Origin of the sequence: Streptomyces sp. NPDC088124 (genome assembly GCF_040685895.1) — a bacterium.
Classification (GTDB): domain Bacteria; phylum Actinomycetota; class Actinomycetes; order Streptomycetales; family Streptomycetaceae; genus Streptomyces.
This window is the reverse complement of the sequence record NZ_JBFBJB010000015.1, coordinates 1-19970: the sequence shown is the minus strand read 5'-3', so window position 1 is coordinate 19970 and position 19970 is coordinate 1. Positions and strand designations below refer to the sequence as shown.

The window sequence follows — 19970 nt, the reverse complement described above, 5'->3', positions numbered from 1 at the left end:
CTGCCCGGGACGGTGGCGGTGAGCGGCAGGGCGCGCCGCCGCGACGACGGGAGGCCGTACGTGCGGACGGACGACGGGACGCGGACCGACGGCGGAGCGCCGGCGGACGCCCGGGCGGACAGCGGCGGCGGTGGCGGTGCGCGGCGGCTCGATCGGGTGGAACTCGGTGCCGAGTTGGGGGAGCGGGCCACGCTGGTCCAGTTCTCCACCGCGTTCTGTCAGCCCTGCCGGGCGACCCGACGCACCCTCGCCGAGGTGGCGAAGATGGTCGACGGGGTCGCCCACGTGGAGGTGGACGCCGAGGAACGGCTCGCGCTCGTGCGGGACCTGGGCATCGTCACGACCCCGACGACGCTGGTCCTGGACGCCGGCGGACGGATCGTCCGCCGGGCCGCCGGGCAGCCCCGTACGGTGGATGTGATCGCCGCGCTGGGCGCGGCGGTGTGACCCGGGACGGTACGCGGCGCTGTGACCCACGTACTTGACTGTGCATGCCACCGATCGTCACCCTGGCGAAGTGCCCCAGAAACTCCTTCTCTTCGGGCGGGCCCATGTGGACCTGGCCCGTAACGCGAGCGCGCGCTGTCCGGCTCTCTGAGCAGCCACGGACCCGTTCGACACACCTCGTAGAAGGACCTTGCCATGACGGCGACCCCCGACCTCGGCACACACCGGCTTGCCTCCCCCGACCTGCTCCGCTCCGTCTTCCGGCAGCACGCCGCGGGCGTCGCGGTCATCACCGCCCGCGGTGAACGCCCCGTCGGCTTCACTGCCACCTCGCTCAACTCCGTCGCCGCGGAGCCGCCGTTGGTCTCCTTCAGCATCGGCGTCTCCTCGTCCAGCTGGCCGGTCGTCGCCGAGTCCGCGTACGTCGGCGTCCACATACTGGGGGAGCACCAGGCCGAACTGGCCGCGCGGTTCGCGCGCAGCGGAGCGGACCGCTTCGCACCGCCCACCGCGTGGCGGACCGGCCCCGAGGGCGTGCCGCTGCTCGACGGGGTACTGGCCTGGCTGGTCTGCCGGGTCGTCGCCCGGGTCCCGGCCGCCGACCACCGGCTGGTCGTCGCCCAGGCCGTCGTCGGCGACCCCACGGGGGCCGGCCGCCCGCTCCTCTACCACCAAGGGCGCTTCAACGCCCTGCGCGACTGAGCGCTCTCCGGCTTCCTCGCGGCGGGAGTTCCCTGGCGGGGCCCCTTCCGGGCGTTGGGAACGTCACAGTTCCAAGCGCTTGCTCAGTGGGCATGCTCTGGATGTACTGGCGAGTAATATCAACTGCGTGGCTCCGGTCCCACCGACCGGAAAGAGCCCGGCAGGGCGCCTATGCTGCGTGCAACAAGGCAGCCAGAAATGACGATGCGGTAGGAGAGCCGGCGTGAGCCTGAGGATCGTTGTCTGTGTGAAGTACGTGCCCGACGCCACCGGTGACCGGCACTTCGCCGATGACCTGACCGTCGACCGGGACGATGTGGACGGCCTGCTGTCGGAGCTGGACGAGTACGCGGTCGAACAGGCCCTTCAGATCGCCGGGGACTACGACGGTGACGGCGACGCGGAGATCACCGTGCTGACCGTCGGCCCCGAGGACGCCAAGGACGCGCTGCGCAAGGCGCTCTCCATGGGTGCCGACAAGGCCGTCCACGTCGAGGACGACGACCTGCACGGCACCGACGCCCTCGGCACGTCCCTCGTGCTCGCCAAGGCCATCGAGAAGACCGGCTACGACCTCGTCATCTGCGGTATGGCCTCCACGGACGGCACCATGGGCGTGCTGCCCGCGATCCTCGCCGAGCGGCTCGGCGTCCCGCAGGTCACCCTCCTCTCCGAGGTCTCGGTCGAGGGCGGCGCGGACGGCACGGTCAGGGGCCGCCGCGACGGCGACACCGCGAGCGAGCAGCTGGAGGCGTCGCTGCCGGCCGTCGTGTCGGTGACCGACCAGTCGGGCGAGGCGCGTTACCCCTCGTTCAAGGGCATCATGGCCGCCAAGAAGAAGCCGGTCACCTCCTGGGACCTGGAGGATCTGGAGATCGACGCCGACGAGGTCGGCCTCGGGGGCGCCTGGACCGCTGTCGACTCGGCGGACGAGCGCCCGGCCCGTACGGCGGGCACGATCGTCAAGGACGAGGGGGAGGGCGGCAAGCAGCTCGCCGCCTTCCTCGCGGAGCAGAAGTTCATCTGAGACCGACGCGCACATACGGGGCGACGCCCCGTGCGCCGGTCGGTCCGAGCCCCGTCACACCGCCTCCGGTGCCCCGCGGGCACCAGATCCTCACGATCCCTCGCATCCGCAGGAGTGCAATCCCATGGCTGAAGTTCTCGTCTATGTCGACCACGTGGACGGCGCCGTCCGCAAGCCCACCCTGGAGCTGCTGACGCTTGCCCGCCGGATCGGCGAGCCGGTCGCCGTCGCGCTCGGCACCGGCGCCGAGGCCACCGCGCCCGCGCTCGCCGAGCACGGCGCGGTGAAGGTCCTCACCGCCGACGCCGCCGAGTTCGCCGACTATCTCGTCGTGCCGAAGGTCGACGCGCTGCAGGCCGCGTACGACGCCGTCGCGCCGGCCGCCGTGCTCTTCCCGTCCTCCGCCGAGGCCAAGGAGATCGCGGCGCGTCTCGCGGTCCGTATCGGCTCCGGTCTCATCACCGACGCCGTCGACCTGGCCGCCGACGACCAGGGCCCGGTCGCCACGCAGTCGGTGTTCGCCGCCGCGTACTCCACCCGGTCCCGGGTCTCCAAGGGCACGCCGGTCATCACGGTGAAGCCCAACTCGGCGGCCGTCGAGCCCGCTCCGGCCGCGGGCGCCGTCGAACCGCTCGCCGTGAACTTCGGCGCCACCGCCACCGGAACGAAGATCGTCTCCCGTACCCCGCGCGAGTCCACGGGCCGTCCGGAGCTGACCGAGGCCGCGATCGTGGTCTCCGGTGGACGCGGTGTCAACGGCGCCGAGAACTTCGCGGTCATCGAGGCGCTCGCCGACTCCCTCGGCGCGGCCGTCGGCGCCTCGCGCGCCGCCGTGGACGCCGGCTGGTACCCGCACTCCAACCAGGTCGGCCAGACCGGCAAGTCGGTCTCACCGCAGCTCTACATCGCCTCCGGCATCTCCGGCGCGATCCAGCACCGGGCCGGGATGCAGACGTCCAAGACCATCGTGGCCGTCAACAAGGACGCCGAGGCCCCGATCTTCGACCTCGTGGACTACGGCGTGGTCGGCGACCTCTTCGAGGTCGTCCCGCAGCTCACCGAAGAGGTGAAGGCGCGCAAGGGCTGAACGGACCCCTCCGGTACGCCCCGGGGCCGCGCGGTGGACTCCACCGCGCGGCCCCGCGCCGTTTCCGGGCCGGGCCAGGTCGTTTCCTGACCAGGGCCGGGTCGCCATTGACGCGGCTCGGACCTGCGGCTTAACTTCGGCAACGGATTACTGATTCCGCAAGGCGGAAAGAAGAAGGGTGCCGGAATGGGGCAGCACGAGAAGATCGCCACGAGCCTCCCGGCGGCGGTCACCGAGGCCGTCGGCGCCTCCCTCGCGGGGGTCGACGCCGAGCTGGCCCGCCGCTACCCGGGCGACCCCGGCACCCGCCAGCCCGTCCACACCGTCTACGTACCCGCTGACGCCTACGGTGCGGGCACCGTCCGCTCCTGGGGCGACCAGGCGCTCGCCGCGCTTGACGAACACGCCCCCGACGCCGCCTCGCTGGCCCGCGTCCTCGGCCTCTCCGCGGAGCTGGCCGGTCCGGTTCACGAGCGCGTACGGGACAAGCTGGCCCGGGAGCCCGTCGAGGACCTGCGGATCGACTTCGAGGACGGCTACGGGCCCCGGCCGGACGACGAGGAGGACGCGGCCGCCGCCCGCGCCGCCCGGCTCGTCCACGAGGCGTACGCCGGCGGCGTCCCCGGCACCACGGCCCCGTACGCGGGCATCCGTGTGAAGTGCCTGGAGGCGGCCGTGCGCGAGCGCTCCGTCCGGACCCTGGACATCTTCCTCAGCGGGCTGATGGCGGCGGGCGGACTCCCGGACGGGCTGGTCCTGACGCTGCCCAAGGTGACGTACGCCGAGCAGGTCGCCGCGATGGCCCGGCTGGCCGGGGAGTTCGAGAAGGCGCACGGACTGGAGCCCGGCCGGATCGGCTTCGAGATCCAGATCGAGACCAGCCAGGCCATCCTCGCCGCCGACGGCACCGCGACCGTGGCCCGGATGATCGGCGCGGCGGACGGCCGGGCCACCGGGCTGCACTACGGCACCTTCGACTACAGCGCCTGCGTCGGCGTCAGCGCCGCGTACCAGGCGAGCGACCACCCCGCCGCCGACCACGCCAAGGCCGTCATGCAGGTCGCCGCCGCCGGCACCGGGGTCCGGGTCAGCGACGGCTCCACCAACGTCCTCCCGGTCGGACCGACCCCGCAGGTGCACGAGGCGTGGCGGCTGCACTACGGCCTCACCCGGCGGGCCCTGGCCCGCGCCTACTACCAGGGCTGGGACATGCACCCGGGCCATCTCCCGACCCGTTACGCCGCCGTGTACGCCTTCTACCGCGAGGGCCTGGCACCGGCCGCCGCCCGGCTGGCCGCCTATGTCGCCAAGGCGGGCGGCGCCGTCATGGACGAGCCCGCCACCGCCAGGGCGCTCAGCGGCCATCTGCTGCGGGGACTCGACTGCGGCGCCCTCGACCACGACGAGGTCACCCGCCTCACCGGCCTCACCCGCGCCGATCTGGAGGGCTTCACCCTCCCGCGCGCCCCGGAGGAGGTGTCGGGCGGCCGGTGACCCGGCGCCGGTTCACCCGTCCGCCGGCGGCGGGATCTCCCCGGAGCCCCGGGCGATCAGCCGTGTCGCCAGCACCGTCTGGGACGGCGCGTCTGCCGCGCCGTCCAGCCGGTGGAAGAGCCGCTGCGCCGCCGCGCGGCCCAGGGCCGCCGCGTCCTGCGCGACGACCGTGAGCCCCGGGTCGAGCAGATCGGCCAGCTCGATGTCGTCGAAGCCGACCAGCGCGACCGGCCGGTGATGGGCCGCCAGGACCCGTACCACCGTCACCGTGACCCGGTTGTTGCCGGTGAAGATCGCCGTGACTGGCTCGGGGCCGCCGAGCATCGCGACGACCGCCTCCTGGACCCGGCCCGGCGCCGTCGTGCCGAGCGAGACCCAGTCCTCGTCGATCGTGAGACCGGCGTCCGCCATCGCGGTGCGGTAGCCGCGCAGCCGCTCGCCCGCCGTGTGGATGCCGGGCTGGTCGCCGATGAAGCCGATCCGGCGATGGCCGTGCGCGATGAGGTGGGCGGTGCCCGAACGGGCCCCGCCGAAGCTGTCGGAGAGCACCGCGTCGGCCTCGATGCGGCCGGCCGGGCGGTCCACGAAGACGGTCGCCACCCCGGCCTTTATCTCGGGCTCCAGATAGCGGTGGTCCTGTCCGGCGGGGATCACGATCAGCCCGTCCACCCGGCGCGCGCAGAGCGCCAGCACCAACTCCTGCTCGCGGTCCGGGTCCTCGGCGCTGGAGCCGTTGATGAGCAGCGCGCCGTGGGCGCGGGCCACCTCCTCCACGGCGCGGTTCAGCGGACCGTAGAACGGGTCCGCCAGATCCTCCAGCACCAGTCCGATGCTCGCCGTACGGCCCTTGCGCAGCACGCGTGCCGAATCGTTGCGGCGGAACCCCAGCGCGTCGATGGCCTCCTGCACCCGCCGCTCGGTGTCCGCCGTGACCCCCGGCTCGCTGTTGACCACGCGGGAGACGGTCTTGAGTCCGACCCCGGCCCGGGCGGCCACGTCCTTCATCGTGGGCCGGTTGCCGTAGCGGGGTTCGGGGCGTCGGGCGGTATCGGCCACTGTGCGCTGTCCTGTCGTCGTACGGTCGGCGGGTCGTCCGGGGGCGCGGCGTGCGCCGTCCGGGACGTGCGGTCGAGCATAGGCCCTGGACAACGTTGTCAGGGGAATGGAAACTGTTCATCGAAACCCAGGACATCTACCCGCGCGGTTCCCTCGAATGCGCCTCATCTCCAGGAGATGCCACACCGATGCATACCGACTCCGTTGCCGCACTCGACATCGGCGGCACCAAGATCGCCGGGGCGTTGGTGGACGGCGGCGGCAGAATCCTCGTACGGGCCCAGCGCCCGACCCCGGCGCGTGAGGACGGCGAGACGGTGATGCGCGCCGTCGAAGAGGTCCTGGCCGAGGTGGCCGCCTCGCCGCTGTGGCCGACGGCCACGGCGATGGGCATCGGCAGCGCCGGCCCCGTGGACGCCTCGGCCGGCACGGTCAGCCCGGTCAACGTGGCGGGCTGGCGGGCGTTCCCGCTGGTGGAGCGGGTACGGGCGGCCACGGGCGGGCTGCCGGTGACCCTGGTCGGGGACGGCGTCGCGATCGCCGCGGCGGAACACTGGCAGGGCGCGGCCCGCGGTTACGACGACGCGCTGTGCATGGTGGTCTCCACCGGTGTCGGCGGCGGGCTGGTGCTGGGCGGGAAGGTTCACCCGGGCCCCACCGGCAACGCGGGCCACATCGGGCACATCAGCGTGGAGCTGGACGGCGACCTCTGTCCGTGCGGCGCCCGGGGCTGTGTGGAGCGGATCGCGAGCGGCCCCAACATCGCCCGCAGGGCGCTGGAGGGCGGCTGGCTGCCCGGCCCCGACGGCGACACCTCGGCCGCCGCCGTGGCCGCCGCCGCGCGGGCCGGGCACCCGGTCGCCATCGCCTCCTTCGACCGGGCCGCGCGTGCGCTGGCCGCCGGGATCGCCGCGACGGCCACGCTCACCGAGATCCGCATCGCGGTCATCGGCGGCGGTGTCGCGGGCGCCGGAGAGGTCCTGTTCGCGCCGCTGCGCCGCTCGCTGCGGGAGTACGCGACGCTCTCGTTCGTCCAACGGCTCACGGTGGCCCCGGCGCTGACCGGCACGGACGCCGGGCTGGTGGGCGCGGCGGCGGCGGCCCTGCTCACGCGGCGGGACACCGCGGCGCCGATGGCCGGCTGACGGCGCCCGGCGGCCGCGCCCCGTAGCGCAGTTGCCCGGCGGCGGGGTGGCCCGGCCCCGAACCGGCCGCCGGTCAGCGGGTGGTCTGGCAGGCGAGCCGCTGGCTGCCCCGGAACCGTACGCACAGCTCCGTACCGCTGCCGGTGTCCCCGGGCGGCCAGGTGTGTGTCAGCGCCTTGCCGGAGCGGACGGCCGTGGCCGTGCCGACGTGCCGCCCGTTCGCCAGCAGGGACACCGGGCGGGAGGCGATCTCCTCCGGAGGGTTGGTCCAGATCCCCGTGACGGAGTTCCTGGCGCCGCGTCCCTCCAGCCGGATGCAGATCTGCGGCCCCGAGAAGTGATGGGTACAGGCGCTGCTGTCCGCGACGGCGGGGGTGGCGCTCAGCGGGACGGCGACCGCCGCCAGGACGAGGCACAGCGCCAGGGCGGCCGGTGTTCTGGGCATCTCGGGCTCTCCACTCGTACGGTTCGCGGTGCCGGGGTCCCCGGACCCGCCGGGGACTGGGGATCCGCCAGGCTCTCCGCGGCGCCAGGGCGCTCGGCCCCACCATGGGACTTCGCACCCATCACGGGACTTCGCGCCCACTGTGGGACTTCGGACCCGTTCGCGCGGGCCCGGTCCGGCGGTCTCAGGAGCAGGGGTCGGGATCGGTCCCCTGCTGCGGCACGACGACCAGGAAGACGTCCGAGTCGAGGTCCATCACGACCTCGGCGGGTGTGCCCTCGTCCCGCCGCGCCCGCGCGAACTCCTCCGCGGGCCTGCTCCCGCGCGGCCCGCCCGCGGGAAACTCCTCCAGCACCGTGCGGCGCATCGCGTACCCCCCTTGCCCGTTGACGACATCGAGCATTCCAACGACGCGCCACGGGTTTGTGTTACGGCCCCGGCACGGGTTGGTCACGGCCGGTTGGCCGGAGCGGCGCTCTGATCCCGCACGGGGTTTCCGTGGCAGGGTGTTGCGGGCAGTCCACTGGGGGCCCTCGCGACCTGGGCCCTACGGAAGAGGGGGAACCGTGATCGTCTGGATCAACGGCTAGATTCAGGAAGTCGCTGGTCGGCGACTTACCTGCTGGAACGGCCTGTAGACATCTAGCCTTAGTTAGCTTTATCTAGCTTTACTTGGTCTTGATGGGTAAGATCTTTTTCCCATCCGTCTCCCATGAGGTCAGGGAGCGTGCCCGTGCGCCAGGGTCTCGGTCCATGTGGAAGACCGGGCGTTTTCGTTCCATGTCTTGAATCAGCCTTCGAGTGCTGCTTCCAGTTCTTCGAGGGAACTGAACGCGCCGCGTTCGAGTCGGCGCCGTTCCAGTTCGGCAAAACCTCTCGGCCTGATCGATCCAGGATGAGTAGGTCGGAGTGAAGTGCAACTCGAACCGGGGATGCCCAAGCGACCACTTGCGTGCCACCGGGCCCTGTGGGCGGAGTGGTTGGCGCGGATTACGTCGACGGCCAGGTTGGGAACGGTCTGGCCGTCGATCTCGTCGGCTTTGCTGGTAGCAGAGTTCGGGGCGGCGAACAGGTCCACGGTGCTGTGCCGGACGTAGTCGAAGCTGCAACGCTCAGAGGCAACGGGCATCATCGAAAGCGCCGGCGCTGTCCGTTCCGATACCCGGATCTGGAGTTTCTCGTCTACCGCGAAGACACCGCGTTCGCTGGCGGCGCCAGATACGGGTCCACCACACCATGGATCTTGTCGAGATCAACTTCGGTTCGGGGAGATCTTGAAATTCTCCGTTCGTCACGGCTGTCGCCCGAACGCCCGCGAGATCCACAGCGCACTGGTGGGCGAGATTCTCGCTTCGCCGCCGCCAGGCCGCCGGGTTATCGGCGGCGAGGTCAGTTCGAGTTCGTGGTCTGGCGGTACCGTATCGAAAGCCAATGGCGGGAGATGCCGGGGGACTGTGGCCCCTTGAGTGACGGACTACGACCGATTCCGTCGGCGGCGCAATGCCCAGGCGTTCCTGGCTCAGGTGGAGGCCCTGATTGGGGTGCGGTACTCCTGCTCGAATGACCGCTGCGGCTGCCCTTCCGTGTTTCCAGGGTTAGTGATATTCGGCGCGCGCTTGCAGTAGTTGCGCGTGCACTTTCTCCAGCCTGTTGCAATGCGTCCGCACCATCGCGATTATCGACGCAAACTCATCCGGCGACAGGCACTCCATTACCTCATCCATGAAGACGCTCAGATTCACGTGCGGAACTCGCCTCTTCGCGTCTTCGTTGTACGGGTCCACGCTGATCCGCCCAGCCAACACTGCCCACTTCGCAGCGCCGTTCTCCATGTCGAGTTCGACGGCCAGTTCCTGGCCGTCGAACTCGATGCCATGCTGAAGGTCGTCAAGTGCACCGATGTCGTCGTTCAAGTGATTGTCCGTGCAGAACGACGGGCACGTTTCCGTAATCTGACCGCCGGTCCAGATCTTCCTCAGCCAGGTACGGGAGGTGCCTCGGGTCGGCTGTACTGCTACGGGCGCGGGGAGCGAAGCGGAGTCGGCCTCCGACGTTACAGCGGGCACGGTGATGTCCTTTCTGGTAGGTGGATCGATCACTGATCAGCGGTTCCAATTGCTGGTTGAAGTGGTCGGGCTGGCTCGGGTGGACGTGCCTCGGCTTGGTGAGGTGGCGTTGGTGTGCCCGGCCCATGCGACGGGGACGACGTCCGGTGCGCCGTTGACGGCAGGAAGCGTGAGGCGCGAGTGGCACCTCCCGAGTTCACCTATCAAAGCTTTCTTAGAATCCTATCGATAGTCTTATATACTAGTCAATCATGCCCTTTGCGGTTTGGTTGGTGTCGCTACTCGTCGTCCAGTCGGCGTCTATGGGTGACTCGTTGAACCTCTTGGTTCCTTGGCGTGACGACAGAGTCTTGACGTGAAGGCGCGGCCGCCTCGCATTTTCCGCTCGTCTACGATCGATGCATGCCGTCGCCCCTTCCCACGTCCCTTGCGGTGTCCGACGCCATCAACCACTACCGCCAACTGCGCGAGCTCACCGTTGACGAGCTGGCCTATGTACTCCGGACGCTCGATCACCCGATCTCAGCCGATGCCCTCGCGGAGATGGAGCGATGTGCGCGCCCCGTGATCGTCGACGATCTCGTCGCGATCGCCTACGTGCTCGACACGACCCCCGCGGTGCTCTTGTCGCACATACCTATCGACATTCCGGCACCCGAGGGGACTTTCGCGACCGGGCTCCCGAGTGACATCGACCCAACCGAGCTCCGCGCCTGGATCGAGGGGAAGACGACTCTCGACCGTGAGTCGCGGTTGCGCTGGTGGGAAGAGCGGGCTGGCCGCCTCAGGGTCCGGTCTGCACACCACGAGGAACAGCTGCAGGGGGCGTACGCAGAGCTGCGTGAACTCGGCGACCTGGCAGTCCAAGAAGCAAGCGCCCCACCCGTGCAGCGTCTGCGATGGCGCATTGCAGGACGGCGAACACGCGCTCAGTCAGTCCGAGGTCGCCCTAGCGCTGACTGAGCATCGGCTCGACAACCTCCGGGAAGGCGCCTGAGGGACGGTCCCGGTCCGTCAAAGTCACCTACACATAGCCTATTTTGACTGGCCTTCTATCTTGAACTGTCTGTCGGGAACGAACGAAGGGGGATCGCCATGAGCATCACCAGGACCGCACATAGGGCGCGGGCCAAGATCGCCGTGTCCGTCGCGGCCCTGGCCGCAGGCTCACTCGTACTCACCGCCTGCGGCGGAAGCGGCGGAAGTAGCGGAAGCGCGAGCAAGCTCGACGGTACCTACTACGTCAAGGACGTCAACGGCACGTCCGAACTCGGCCAACTGGTCGTCAAGGGCAACAGTGCCTCGCATCATGAGTACACCTGCGATGGTGTCTACGAGAAGCCGGGCGTGACCAGCACCGGCGAGTTCAACAAGGATCAGTCCCAGATCATATGGACGGTCGCCGGAGCGGACAGTCGCAACAAGCGGACCGGCAGCGAGTCCATCTCAACCAGCGACACCTCGATCAGCATCAGCGGTAGCGCGTACGTACGGGACGACTCTGAAGCCGGCAAGGCTCTGCTGGGCGGCTTCAAGGCCGAGTGCCAGAAGTAGCGCCGACGCCTCACTCGGCCAGCCGCGCAGGACGGAATCCCGTGGGTATCGAGTCCACGGGGTTCTGTCTCGCCTGACACGGACCCCCGGCACCCGTTACCGTGGAGGGCGCACGACACGGCCTGCCGTGTCGTGCGCCGTTTCCGCTGCCGCCCCCGCGCCGCACAGGGGCAGCGCCGCCGGACAAGGACTGCACCAGGGTTCCGCGCAGCACCATCTCCGAACCGGAGTAGCCCACGACACGCGGCGGGCCTGCCCTATCCATGGGTGGACCCATCACTGCGACAGACCGATGAACGGTACGGCGCGCCCGTCCACCGTCGCGAAGAACGCGGGCAGCTTCGACTGTGCCGCCAAGGGGGCAACCGCAACCCCGCTGCGCAGAGCCTGTCCTGATGCATGGCGCACGAGAGCTCATGCTCCCCTCGTTCTCCTCGTGCTGTTCAAAGGAATGACGCACCCGGTGAGAACGATCATCGCGTTCTCACTGGGTGCGCCAGTTCTCCACGCCCCCCCTCAACCAGACGATCAGTCCTGCGGCTCCTCACGTCGGCCCTGGCGAGGACGCCTCACCGGCGACTGCTGCGATTGAGGGGTCTCCACGTTCTGAGTGGACGGATCGGCAAGCCAGCGCGATCGAGGACGCGGAGGAGCGGGCCGCGGTGAGGGATCCGGTGTAGGAGCCGGCGGCTGCGGAGCCTGCGCCTGCGGGGCGGGCGTCTGGCGCGGCGTCGCCGCCGACACCACGACCGAACCCGGCTGATGCGCTGCTTGCGCCCGAGCCGGAGTCCGCGCACCAGGAGCGGCCGGAGTCTGCCCCGAAGCCGGAGCGGCCATGGGGCGAGTATCCGACATGCCAGCTCCCGGCTGCTTCGGGACAGCGGTGCCCTGAGCGGGGCGCGTCGGACGCGTGCTCGGGGTGACCGGCTGCCCGGAAGCAGGAGCGGGGGCAGGCGCAGCGCCGCCACTGAAGCGCTGCGGCGCAGTCGGCTGGTTCCTGCCCTGCTGGTGCTGCGCCCCCTGGGAACCCGTGCCGAAGTGCGTCGGGCCCTTCTGGCCGGCGACAGCCTCACGGTCCGCGCTGGTCGGAACAGAGTTGGTGCTACCCGCACCGCTCTGACCCGAAGTGCCACGGCGAGGGCTCGACAGATCCGTGGACGAGGCCAGAACCTCACCGGGGATGACCTTGTTGCCGTCTGAGGTGTACCCGAGGTTCGACAGGCCGCCCTGGTTGCTCAACCCCTGCGCCATCTGCTTGTCCGAGTGAGAGCTGCCCGCTCCACCACTTGTCAGATGCAGTGGACTACCCTTGTCGTCGTGTCCATCGCCCTGACCGAGCGCGCCCAGAGTACCGGCGGGACCACTGCCGCCCGGCAGAGCCTTGACTTCGTCACTGCTGCCGCCGGAGCCACCACCGGGACCACCATCCAGCACTGGGCTGTCCGGTCCATCCTGGCCGTCACCCCCGAGAGCCAGATGCTGCTGACCAGCGGTCAGCGCCATGGTGTCACCGTTCGTGCCGCCGGCGTTCGTCGACGCGGTCTTGCCCGCGGGCTTGCCCGTGCTGGGGGACGCCGGACCGCTGGTCCGGCTGTTGAACCCGTTGGCAAGCGTGTTGCCCATGGCCATGCCCGCCCCAGCCCCCACACCCGCGGCCAGGGCGGGCATTAGCCGGCCCTGGTCCGGCTTCGGCGTGCTGTTTGTCTCGAGGAACTTGTCCACGAGCTTGGTGACCACCTCGTCCATCGCCTGCAGCACAGTCTTGCGCACCCGTAGCAGGGCGAAGGTGATGCCCATGATCACCAGCGAGGAGATCAGGGTGAGGATCACCACGATGATCCCGCCGAGCGCAGCGCTGCCCCACAAGCCGCCCGGGCTCATGAAACTCGACACGGGTCCAGCCATGATGTCCGGGACCGAGATCAGGAACTCTGAGACGAACTGGTAGATGAACAGCGTGACGAGGACCTCCAGGATCAGCGCCGTGGAGTAGACGATCACTCTGGCGATCGCCTGCAGCGCGCCCAGCGTCGCGAACGGCACGGCGGCCACCAAGCCGAAGATCCGCTTGACCGAGCCTGCCAGCATACCGATGGCGTACCAGAAGCCGAGCAGGACGATGGAGCCCAGGACCGTGACCGCGTTGCTCCAGTACATGAACTTCGCCGGCCCCGTGCCCACCTGGCTGACGGCCATGTGGTTCTCGCGGGTGAACCCGCTGGTGGCGTTATTTGACGAGTACATGGTCAGCGAACTGGAGCTGAACCCGGTGTTGAGGTAGTTGTACGCCGTCAGCGGTGACAGGTTGCACGAGGAGGGCGTCTTGCCCACCGTGAAGCCGCAGCCGCCCTTCGTCCCCGTTGTCGTGAAGACCGTCGAGTCCTTACCGGGACGAGAGGAGGTCAGACCCGTGCTGTCAGTCGAGATCACCGGGTGATCGACCGGCTTCGGCCCCTTTTCCTCACCGAATTCCTCCACGTCGCCGTAGCTGCTCTTGTCGACGAACCAGCTCTTCTTGACATCCGAGCTCTCGTCCAGCTGCGTGATCGAGCTCTTGATCCCCGACTCGAAGTCGGAGGCTGCTATCTCGCTGCTGGCGATGTACTTGCCGACGATCCCGAAGGTGGAGAACACAGCCTTGAAGTCGTCCGAGGCACTGCCGCCAGTGACGGAGACCGTGCCCTCCTTCCACGCCGATTCGGCGTCGTTGGCCTTCGTTCCGATACTGATGCCGTTAAACGTCGACCCTTGGGACTGCTTGTTGATCGCCAGCGCGCTCGTGCGCACCGACATCATCGCGTCCGGGCTCGCCTGGTCGCCGTTCCAGGAAACAGTGGCCCGGTCCGGAATCCCGAGACGGTCATTCATCATCCACGCCTCGAAGTCGACGTAGGTGCTCAGCACTACGCGCGTCGGGCCAGCGTGCTGACCGAGAACGGAGTCGTCGAACTTTCCGAGCACGCTGGAGTACATCGAGCCGACGAGCGGCAGGCCGACGCCGATGAAGACGACGCGCACGATGAGCTTCTTGATCGCCGAGCCCCGGTCCATCTTCTTGAACAGGACCAGGCCGATGAGCAGGAAGCCGATGAAGATCGGCACGAGCGCCTGCCACGCGACGTCGACGAGCAGGCCGTACCAGCCGCTGATCCAGTGCTGCAGACCCGCGAGCGCGCCGCCTCCGGTATCACCTCCGGTCATACCCTCGGCAAGAGCCGGACTGATCGCCGCCACCGCGCTGTAGAACCACATGAAGGGGTTGATGAGCTTCAGGAACTGGATGATGACGTAGAACAGCGTGCCGACCGCCAGTGCCAGGGCGTAGAGGATCCAGATGACCGACCCTCCGATCACGCTCACGATCTGGCCGCTGATACCTGAGGACATCGTGTCCAGACCGAGGTCAGCGTTCGCTGCCCCGAAGTGCGCGTAGTCGAGCATGCCCGAGTGCTTCGCGTTGCCCTTGTCATCCGTCGTGGCCAGGGTCTCGTAGGTCACGGTCTGCGAGGACCCTGACACCTCGGCGAAGAACCAGCCCACGATGTTGCCCAGGCTGAACTCCGGGTCGGCGTAGCCGAGCATGGAGCCGCCCGAGGCCGGGCTGGACGTGACCGGCTTCCAGTTCTCGTGCATGCCCTTGTCGTTCTGCGGCGAGTTCTTCTCGCTGAAGTACGAGCTCGCGTTCGAGGTCAGCTGGTAGAGGCTGTAGTTGTCGCGCTCCTTCTTGTCATCTGCGGACGCCGGCGAAGAGGCCGCCATCACGAAGACCGGCACGAGCAGCGCCGCCAGGAGCACGAGGGCGAGCCCGCGTGTGAGCCGACCTGGGCGGGCTGCACCACCGCCGTGGCCGGCCCAGGCACGCAGCTGCGCCACCACCGTGATCGTCCCGTTCATCGTTGCTCCTTTGCTCCTCGCCCTCGTATCAGTGCTGAACCCGCTCATGTCTTGACCAGCTTCTTCAGCCCGGTCTCCTCCGCCGGTCGCCTTGCGCCGTTTTCGGGCTGCCGCAGGCTCTTGCCGTCGTTGCGCCTGCTCGTGTCGTCCTGGCCTGCGGCAGCCTCACCGTCATCGCCCGTGCTGTGCTTCCGGACGCTGGTCAGGTTCGCGCCCGGTGCCGGTTTGTCGCGCATGATCACGTCCATCCGCGCCACCTCTTCGGCCCTGGCTGCCTCCAGGTAGACCCGCCTGCGCTGGGCCTCGCGGTAGGGATTGATCCCCAGTGCCAGATCCAGGTGGAAGACCACGTTGGAGACGCCCCGGCGCAGGTACGTGAGGTTTTCGCCCTTGGTCGTGATGAGCTGGGCGAGATCCGGCGGGATCCGCTGGTGCAGCTGCTTCTGGTACTCCGCCACCGTTCCGTCGCGCATCGGGCCGAAGAGTGTGTAGTCTGCGGCGTCGAACTTGTTGAAGTCGCTGTCGGCCAGCATCTTGTCGACGTCGTTATAGCTGTAGACCACCCGGCCGCCACGCTCGTGCATGTGGTCGAACTGATCCTGGATGTACCTCTTCACCCGGTCGTCGATGTACTCGGTCCCGTGGATGATCACCGTGTCGCCGAGTCCCAGCTTGCCGACGGCGAAGCCGACGATGTTCACCAGCTGTGCCATCGCCACGCCCTTGCCGCGGCGCATGAGCCGCGAGAAGTCGTAGACCACGCGCCGGGAGTCCCGGACCCCGTCTACAGCCGAGGCCGTGTGGTTGTTGAAGAGGTCGCCGTTCGTGCTCAGCATCGCGTTGGCGATGCCCTTGAGCACGTTGTACGCGCGCAGTTGGTCCGCGTCGGTCCTGCTGGAGTTCAGCAGTGCCTTGTGCGTGGTCGCCAGGTAGGAGACGAACATCTGAAGACGCGGCACCTGGGTATGCGGGATGTTCACCACACGCAGTCGGTGACGCTGCTCTTTGGCGTTGTGACGCCACATACCCTGCTCGATGTAGAAGTCCCTGGCGGTGTCTTCAAGGGCACTGCGGATGATTGAGCCGACGGCACCATCGGTGGTCTCGTAGAGCTGCTCGAACATCAGCTTGAGCTTCTCCATCTGTGCGGAGAAGACGGTCAGTTCGTCCTCCTCCTCGCCGAACATCTCGAACATGTTCACATCGCCCTGGTTCAGGTCCACGCGCGAGGTGAGCCGTTCGAACGTCGGGCCGAGCTTGTCGAGGTTCGCTCCGTCGAGGACGAGGTGGACGACCTGGCCGTTGTTCAGCAGCGTGGCCTGCGAGATCTTTGAGCACCACATGTTGGCCACCCGCTGGCGGTCGAGGTACTCGCTGAGCGTGGCGTCGGCGACGATCACATGGTGTTCGTAGGCATCGACGTCCATGAGCACGGCGCTGTTGTTGACGTCGCCGACCATGTAGCCGACGTACTCGCCGCCCTTGTCGTTGAGGCCGTTGGTCACCAGCGAGTACGAGCCGGCCAGCTCGGCCGAGGTGAAGTGGAAGCCCTTGCCCTTCTTCTTCTCGTTGTTCTTCCACAGGCCCGAGAGCTCCTGGCGCTGCTCGCCGGCATAGGGCGCAGCCTTGAGCGTGCCGAAGCGGTCGATGTACAGGCGCGTGACCCGGTCGACCGTGTCGTCCAGGGTCGCCAGGTCGGGAGCTTTGAGGAAGAGCCGGTTGTGCACGGAGAGATAGCTCGCGCCGTCCTGGAGCTCTCCGATCGTTACCCCAAGGTCACCGGAGATCTTCGCGGCCTTGCGCTTGGAGGAGGTCGTGCCCGCCTCCTCCTGCTCGCTGGCATCGAGCCGTTCCAGCTTCTCCGACTGCTTCGTATACACGTCGATCCACTTGTCATCCATCCGCCTGACCTGCTCGAGCATGATCGCGGTGACCCGCTCGTCCAGGCCGTCCGGGATCCGGTCGATGCCCCAGAAGGCTGCGAAGTTGTCGTGCGCGGCGTCGTCGTGGAAGTACGCCAGGATGCAGGCGACCGAGCTGTCGACCTCGAAGTAGTCGGAACGGAAGAGGTACTTCTCCTTCGGCTTCAGCGCGAGCAGATGCGGATAGGCGTCGAACGTGCCCTGGAGGTGCTTGACCTCCCGGCGGCGCTGCCACCAGTTCTTCTTCGGTTCAGAGGCCTCATCGGCCACGCCGTCAGCTGCCTCAGTGCCCCGCACGCCCTCAGCCTCAGCAGCGCCGTCCGCGCGCGGGTCATCGACCACAGACTCCGCGGTGTCGTACGTCCCCTCAGGCTTCTTCCCCGGGATGCCGAGCTGTGCCCGGACCTTCGTCTTCAGCGCCATGGTGTCCTTCGTTCGTTCCTGGTCGTGTCGGTCGGCCTGACGCTGCTCAGTTCAGCGACACCTTGAGACTGGGCAGTTCGTCGTCGATGCCCTGGTAGAAGACCCGCAGCATCGGCTCCGCCTCCTCGCGGTCGAGCCTTGCGGCTTCCTTGATCATGAAAGTGGAGCCGCCGACCTCGGACTGGAGGACCTGGTGCCCCTTTCGCAGTGCATCGGCGTTCTTGCCCTTGAGTAGCAGGTACTGGTGGATCGAGGGGAACTTCCCGCCCACGTGCTGCGTGAGGATGTCGTACTGTTCGTTCTGCAGCTCGATCAGGTCGGGGTCACGGACTTCCAGCGCCTGGTTGCGCCGCTCCAGGTTCGCCACCTGGTGGTAGACCCGCTGCGGCTCCTTCGTCGTGATGAAGGTGTGCTCGCAGGTCGTCTCGACCTTGCGCCAGAAGGAGTCGACCCGGTCGAGGATCCCGATCCGGTCCTCGTCGAAGAGCAGATAGCTCGCCGAGCCGACGACCACGTAGACCCGGCCTTGGCCGCCGTCGGAGAAGTGGATCAGCCCGTCCTCGTCGATCCCGTCGATGCCGACGATCGAGTAGAAGTCCGTCGGGTTCGAGCTACGACGGGCGAGGACGTGCCGGGCCTTGCGAGGCAGATACGCCAGGAAGGCCGGCACCCGCATGATGCGCAGCTCCTTCGTCTCCATCAGCCCACCGAAATAGACGATCGCCGCCAGTCCCCAGAGGACAAAGAACGTGATGGCGACTGGGCCCGAGCTCGCGACGAACGTCGACGTGCTGAGCCACAGAAGAGCGAGGAAGCCTCCGCCGAAGAAGAGCAGCTGCTTGATCGGCGAGGGCTTCGCCGCCCAACCTCCCTTGCTCAGCGTGATCTCGTGGTCGAGGAAGCTCCTGTTCAGCGAACTCGGCACTTTGTAGGACAGTTTCGCCATGAACCTCTCATCTCCCCTGCGATCTCAATGACCAGTGACCGCCCTATCCGAAAGACCTCAAATGCGAGGCGCGTGGATGGCATCTTATCTCAGAGAAGCTATTCTCATCGGGCACTAAAGGCTCAAGAATAGCGATGTGTGGCCAGTTAGACTAACGGGTTCTAGTCGTCGGATGGCTGACAGGCCAGTCGCGCCGCGGGAGCTGAGGTGCTCAGCCCACCACTACCGCTTCGAAGCGCGGGACGTCGTCGTCCAGGGTGAGCGCGGCCAGTGCATCGGCTCAGTCGTCCTGGTCGAGAGTCTTTTGGTGGGGCGGCAGGGGCGTCTGTTGGGGGTGTCGCGCATCCCTGGGGGAAGTCAGTGGTGGAGAGGTCCGCCCCGCCCGGCTATGACGGCCGCAGGTTCTAGCCGTGGGCGACGCGGCTCACCCCGCCGAACTCCGAGGCCCCGGTCCGGCCAAAGATGACCATGGGGCGGCTGATCGCCCGGCGCGACTTCGATGCCCAGCACGCCGCCGGCGCCCTCGGCCTCAAATGGCCCCGGCCTCCCTACCCGTTGTCTCCCTCGCAGTCCTTGGGGTACTTGCCCGGTGGCGGGGTCGCGGCGATGAAGTCGGCACTCAGCACGTCCGCGTAGGGGGCCAACTCCTCGTGGGAGGCCACCACGGCGCGCACGATCCGGTTGATCGTGTCGGAGCGGGCCAGGCGAGCGCCCCGGGCCCGGTTGGAAGACCCGGTCAGCAGCGCGCCCCGGGAGAGGTAGGTGCCGTGGGCGGGGCTGATTACACGGCCGGTGAGCGGGTCGGGCTCGTACGTCCCGGCGACGGTGCACCCGACGTAGGCGTCCAGCGCGCGGGCGGCGTCCCGGTTGACGGTGACGGTGGTCAGGGCGGTGTCCTCGGCGTTCTTGGGCCGCACCTTCCAGCTGGTTCGGAAGCCCTCGTTGACCCGGTCTTCCAGGTCGAGGCTGAGGATCGTGCCCGGGCGCAGCTTTTCGTGCCCGAAGTAACTGTTGAGCAGTAGGTAGATCAGAGCTCGGTCGCGCAGTGCGTCGCGGCCGGTCAGACGGTCGGCAGCGTGCATCATCCACCTCGGGCCGTCGCCCCTCAAGCCGGTGCGCTTGGGGTCGGTCGGCACAGGGGCCCCGGCGAGGCGGGCCCTGGTGAGTTCGGTGTCGACCCCGTCGGTGACGCCCAGAGCGAGCAGGTGCTGGTAGAAGCTCGTGACGGCGGAGGCCATCACGGCCCGGGTGGCAAGAGTGGCGCTCTCGTGCTCGTCAGAGATCCACACCCCGATGTTGGCCCGTGCGCAGGCGTAGGGGTCGAGTCTGTCTCGGAGGTCACACCAGTTGAGCCAGGCCGTGGTGTAGGCACGGTAGTGGCGGCGGGCCTCGGCGGAGAAGCCGCCGGAGGTCAGCTTGTACGGGGACCCCACGGCGGTCCAGGCGGCGAGCTGCCGGTAGGCGTCGTGGGCATCGTCGCACGGGGCCAGGCGCTCGGGTCCACAGCAGGTCGAGTGGCGGTGCGGGGCATTCGTCACCCCAGAACTCTAGCGATCCTAAGTGTGGTAACGGATCTGCCCGCATGGGCTGAACGACGACTCCGGTCGCCCCCATCGCGTCCTCATACTGTCGCTGTCGTGAAAAGGCGGCAGCGAGCCCCGAGGTCCGGGTCCGGCTGCGCTCGACGCCATGGCCGTACGAGCCGTGCTGCGCTGGTCGCCCGGCGCCGGGGTGCCCGATGTGGACGCCTCGGCGCTGCTGC

Annotated in this window: 16 protein-coding genes; 8 read left to right on the top strand and 8 right to left on the bottom strand. The window is 68.4% G+C overall.

Annotated features, from left to right (window positions below; translation table 11 throughout):
- Positions 1–156 precede the first annotated feature (156 nt).
- The 5 genes from AB0P17_RS14445 to AB0P17_RS14425 all read left to right on the top strand — a co-directional run bounded on the left by AB0P17_RS14445 (position 157) and on the right by AB0P17_RS14425 (position 4757).
- A complete protein-coding gene (locus AB0P17_RS14445) occupies positions 157–447 on the top strand; it encodes a thioredoxin family protein (RefSeq protein ID WP_365811024.1) in 291 nt (96 codons plus the stop codon).
- A gap of 195 nt (positions 448–642) precedes the next feature.
- Complete coding sequence (locus AB0P17_RS14440) at positions 643–1149, top strand: flavin reductase family protein (RefSeq protein WP_365810821.1); 507 nt, start codon at positions 643–645, stop codon at positions 1147–1149.
- A gap of 223 nt (positions 1150–1372) precedes the next feature.
- Entirely contained in the window at positions 1373–2176 is an 804-nt protein-coding gene (locus AB0P17_RS14435; RefSeq protein WP_365810819.1) for an electron transfer flavoprotein subunit beta/FixA family protein, read from the top strand.
- Positions 2177–2300: 124 nt separating this feature from the next.
- Positions 2301–3263, top strand: coding sequence for an electron transfer flavoprotein subunit alpha/FixB family protein (locus tag AB0P17_RS14430; protein WP_365810817.1), 963 nt, complete (start codon positions 2301–2303; stop codon positions 3261–3263).
- Positions 3264–3449: 186 nt separating this feature from the next.
- A complete protein-coding gene (locus AB0P17_RS14425) occupies positions 3450–4757 on the top strand; it encodes an aldolase/citrate lyase family protein (protein ID WP_365810816.1) in 1308 nt (435 codons plus the stop codon).
- Between the two features lie 12 nt (positions 4758–4769).
- On the opposite strand, the gene AB0P17_RS14420 is transcribed toward AB0P17_RS14425, so the two are convergent.
- A complete protein-coding gene (locus tag AB0P17_RS14420; protein ID WP_365810814.1) occupies positions 4770–5813 on the bottom strand; it encodes a LacI family DNA-binding transcriptional regulator in 1044 nt (347 codons plus the stop codon).
- Between the two features lie 188 nt (positions 5814–6001).
- Between AB0P17_RS14420 and AB0P17_RS14415 the strand changes: the two genes are divergently transcribed.
- On the top strand, positions 6002–6958 hold the full coding sequence (locus tag AB0P17_RS14415) for an ROK family protein (RefSeq protein WP_365810812.1): 957 nt from the start codon (positions 6002–6004) through the stop codon (positions 6956–6958).
- 73 nt (positions 6959–7031) lie between these two features.
- Here AB0P17_RS14415 and AB0P17_RS14410 read toward each other — a convergent pair whose 3' ends face one another.
- The 3 genes from AB0P17_RS14410 to AB0P17_RS14400 form a co-directional block, all read right to left on the bottom strand.
- The gene (locus AB0P17_RS14410; RefSeq protein ID WP_365810810.1) at positions 7032–7403 is read right to left on the bottom strand and encodes a hypothetical protein; all 372 of its coding nucleotides are present in this window, start codon (positions 7401–7403) and stop codon (positions 7032–7034) included.
- A gap of 184 nt (positions 7404–7587) precedes the next feature.
- Positions 7588–7770 (bottom strand): hypothetical protein, encoded by a 183-nt coding sequence (locus tag AB0P17_RS14405; RefSeq protein WP_365810808.1) that lies wholly within the window; start codon positions 7768–7770, stop codon positions 7588–7590.
- Between the two features lie 1228 nt (positions 7771–8998).
- Positions 8999–9316 (bottom strand): hypothetical protein, encoded by a 318-nt coding sequence (locus AB0P17_RS14400; RefSeq protein WP_365810806.1) that lies wholly within the window; start codon positions 9314–9316, stop codon positions 8999–9001.
- A 555-nt stretch (positions 9317–9871) separates the two neighbouring features.
- Here AB0P17_RS14400 and AB0P17_RS14395 point away from each other — a divergent pair.
- Both AB0P17_RS14395 and AB0P17_RS14390 read left to right on the top strand, forming a co-directional pair.
- Complete coding sequence (locus AB0P17_RS14395) at positions 9872–10432, top strand: DNA-binding protein (protein ID WP_365810804.1); 561 nt, start codon at positions 9872–9874, stop codon at positions 10430–10432.
- A gap of 132 nt (positions 10433–10564) precedes the next feature.
- Positions 10565–11023 (top strand): hypothetical protein, encoded by a 459-nt coding sequence (locus AB0P17_RS14390; protein ID WP_365810803.1) that lies wholly within the window; start codon positions 10565–10567, stop codon positions 11021–11023.
- Between the two features lie 528 nt (positions 11024–11551).
- Here the strand turns inward: AB0P17_RS14390 and AB0P17_RS14385 are convergent.
- The 4 genes from AB0P17_RS14385 to AB0P17_RS14370 form a co-directional block, all read right to left on the bottom strand.
- The gene (locus tag AB0P17_RS14385; protein WP_365810801.1) at positions 11552–14917 is read right to left on the bottom strand and encodes a hypothetical protein; all 3366 of its coding nucleotides are present in this window, start codon (positions 14915–14917) and stop codon (positions 11552–11554) included.
- A 44-nt stretch (positions 14918–14961) separates the two neighbouring features.
- Complete coding sequence (locus AB0P17_RS14380; RefSeq protein WP_365810799.1) at positions 14962–17262, bottom strand: hypothetical protein; 2301 nt, start codon at positions 17260–17262, stop codon at positions 14962–14964.
- 46 nt (positions 17263–17308) lie between these two features.
- The gene (locus AB0P17_RS14375; protein ID WP_365810797.1) at positions 17309–18208 is read right to left on the bottom strand and encodes a hypothetical protein; all 900 of its coding nucleotides are present in this window, start codon (positions 18206–18208) and stop codon (positions 17309–17311) included.
- 548 nt (positions 18209–18756) lie between these two features.
- The gene (locus tag AB0P17_RS14370) at positions 18757–19746 is read right to left on the bottom strand and encodes a hypothetical protein (protein ID WP_365810795.1); all 990 of its coding nucleotides are present in this window, start codon (positions 19744–19746) and stop codon (positions 18757–18759) included.
- Between the last annotated feature and the right edge of the window lie 224 nt (positions 19747–19970).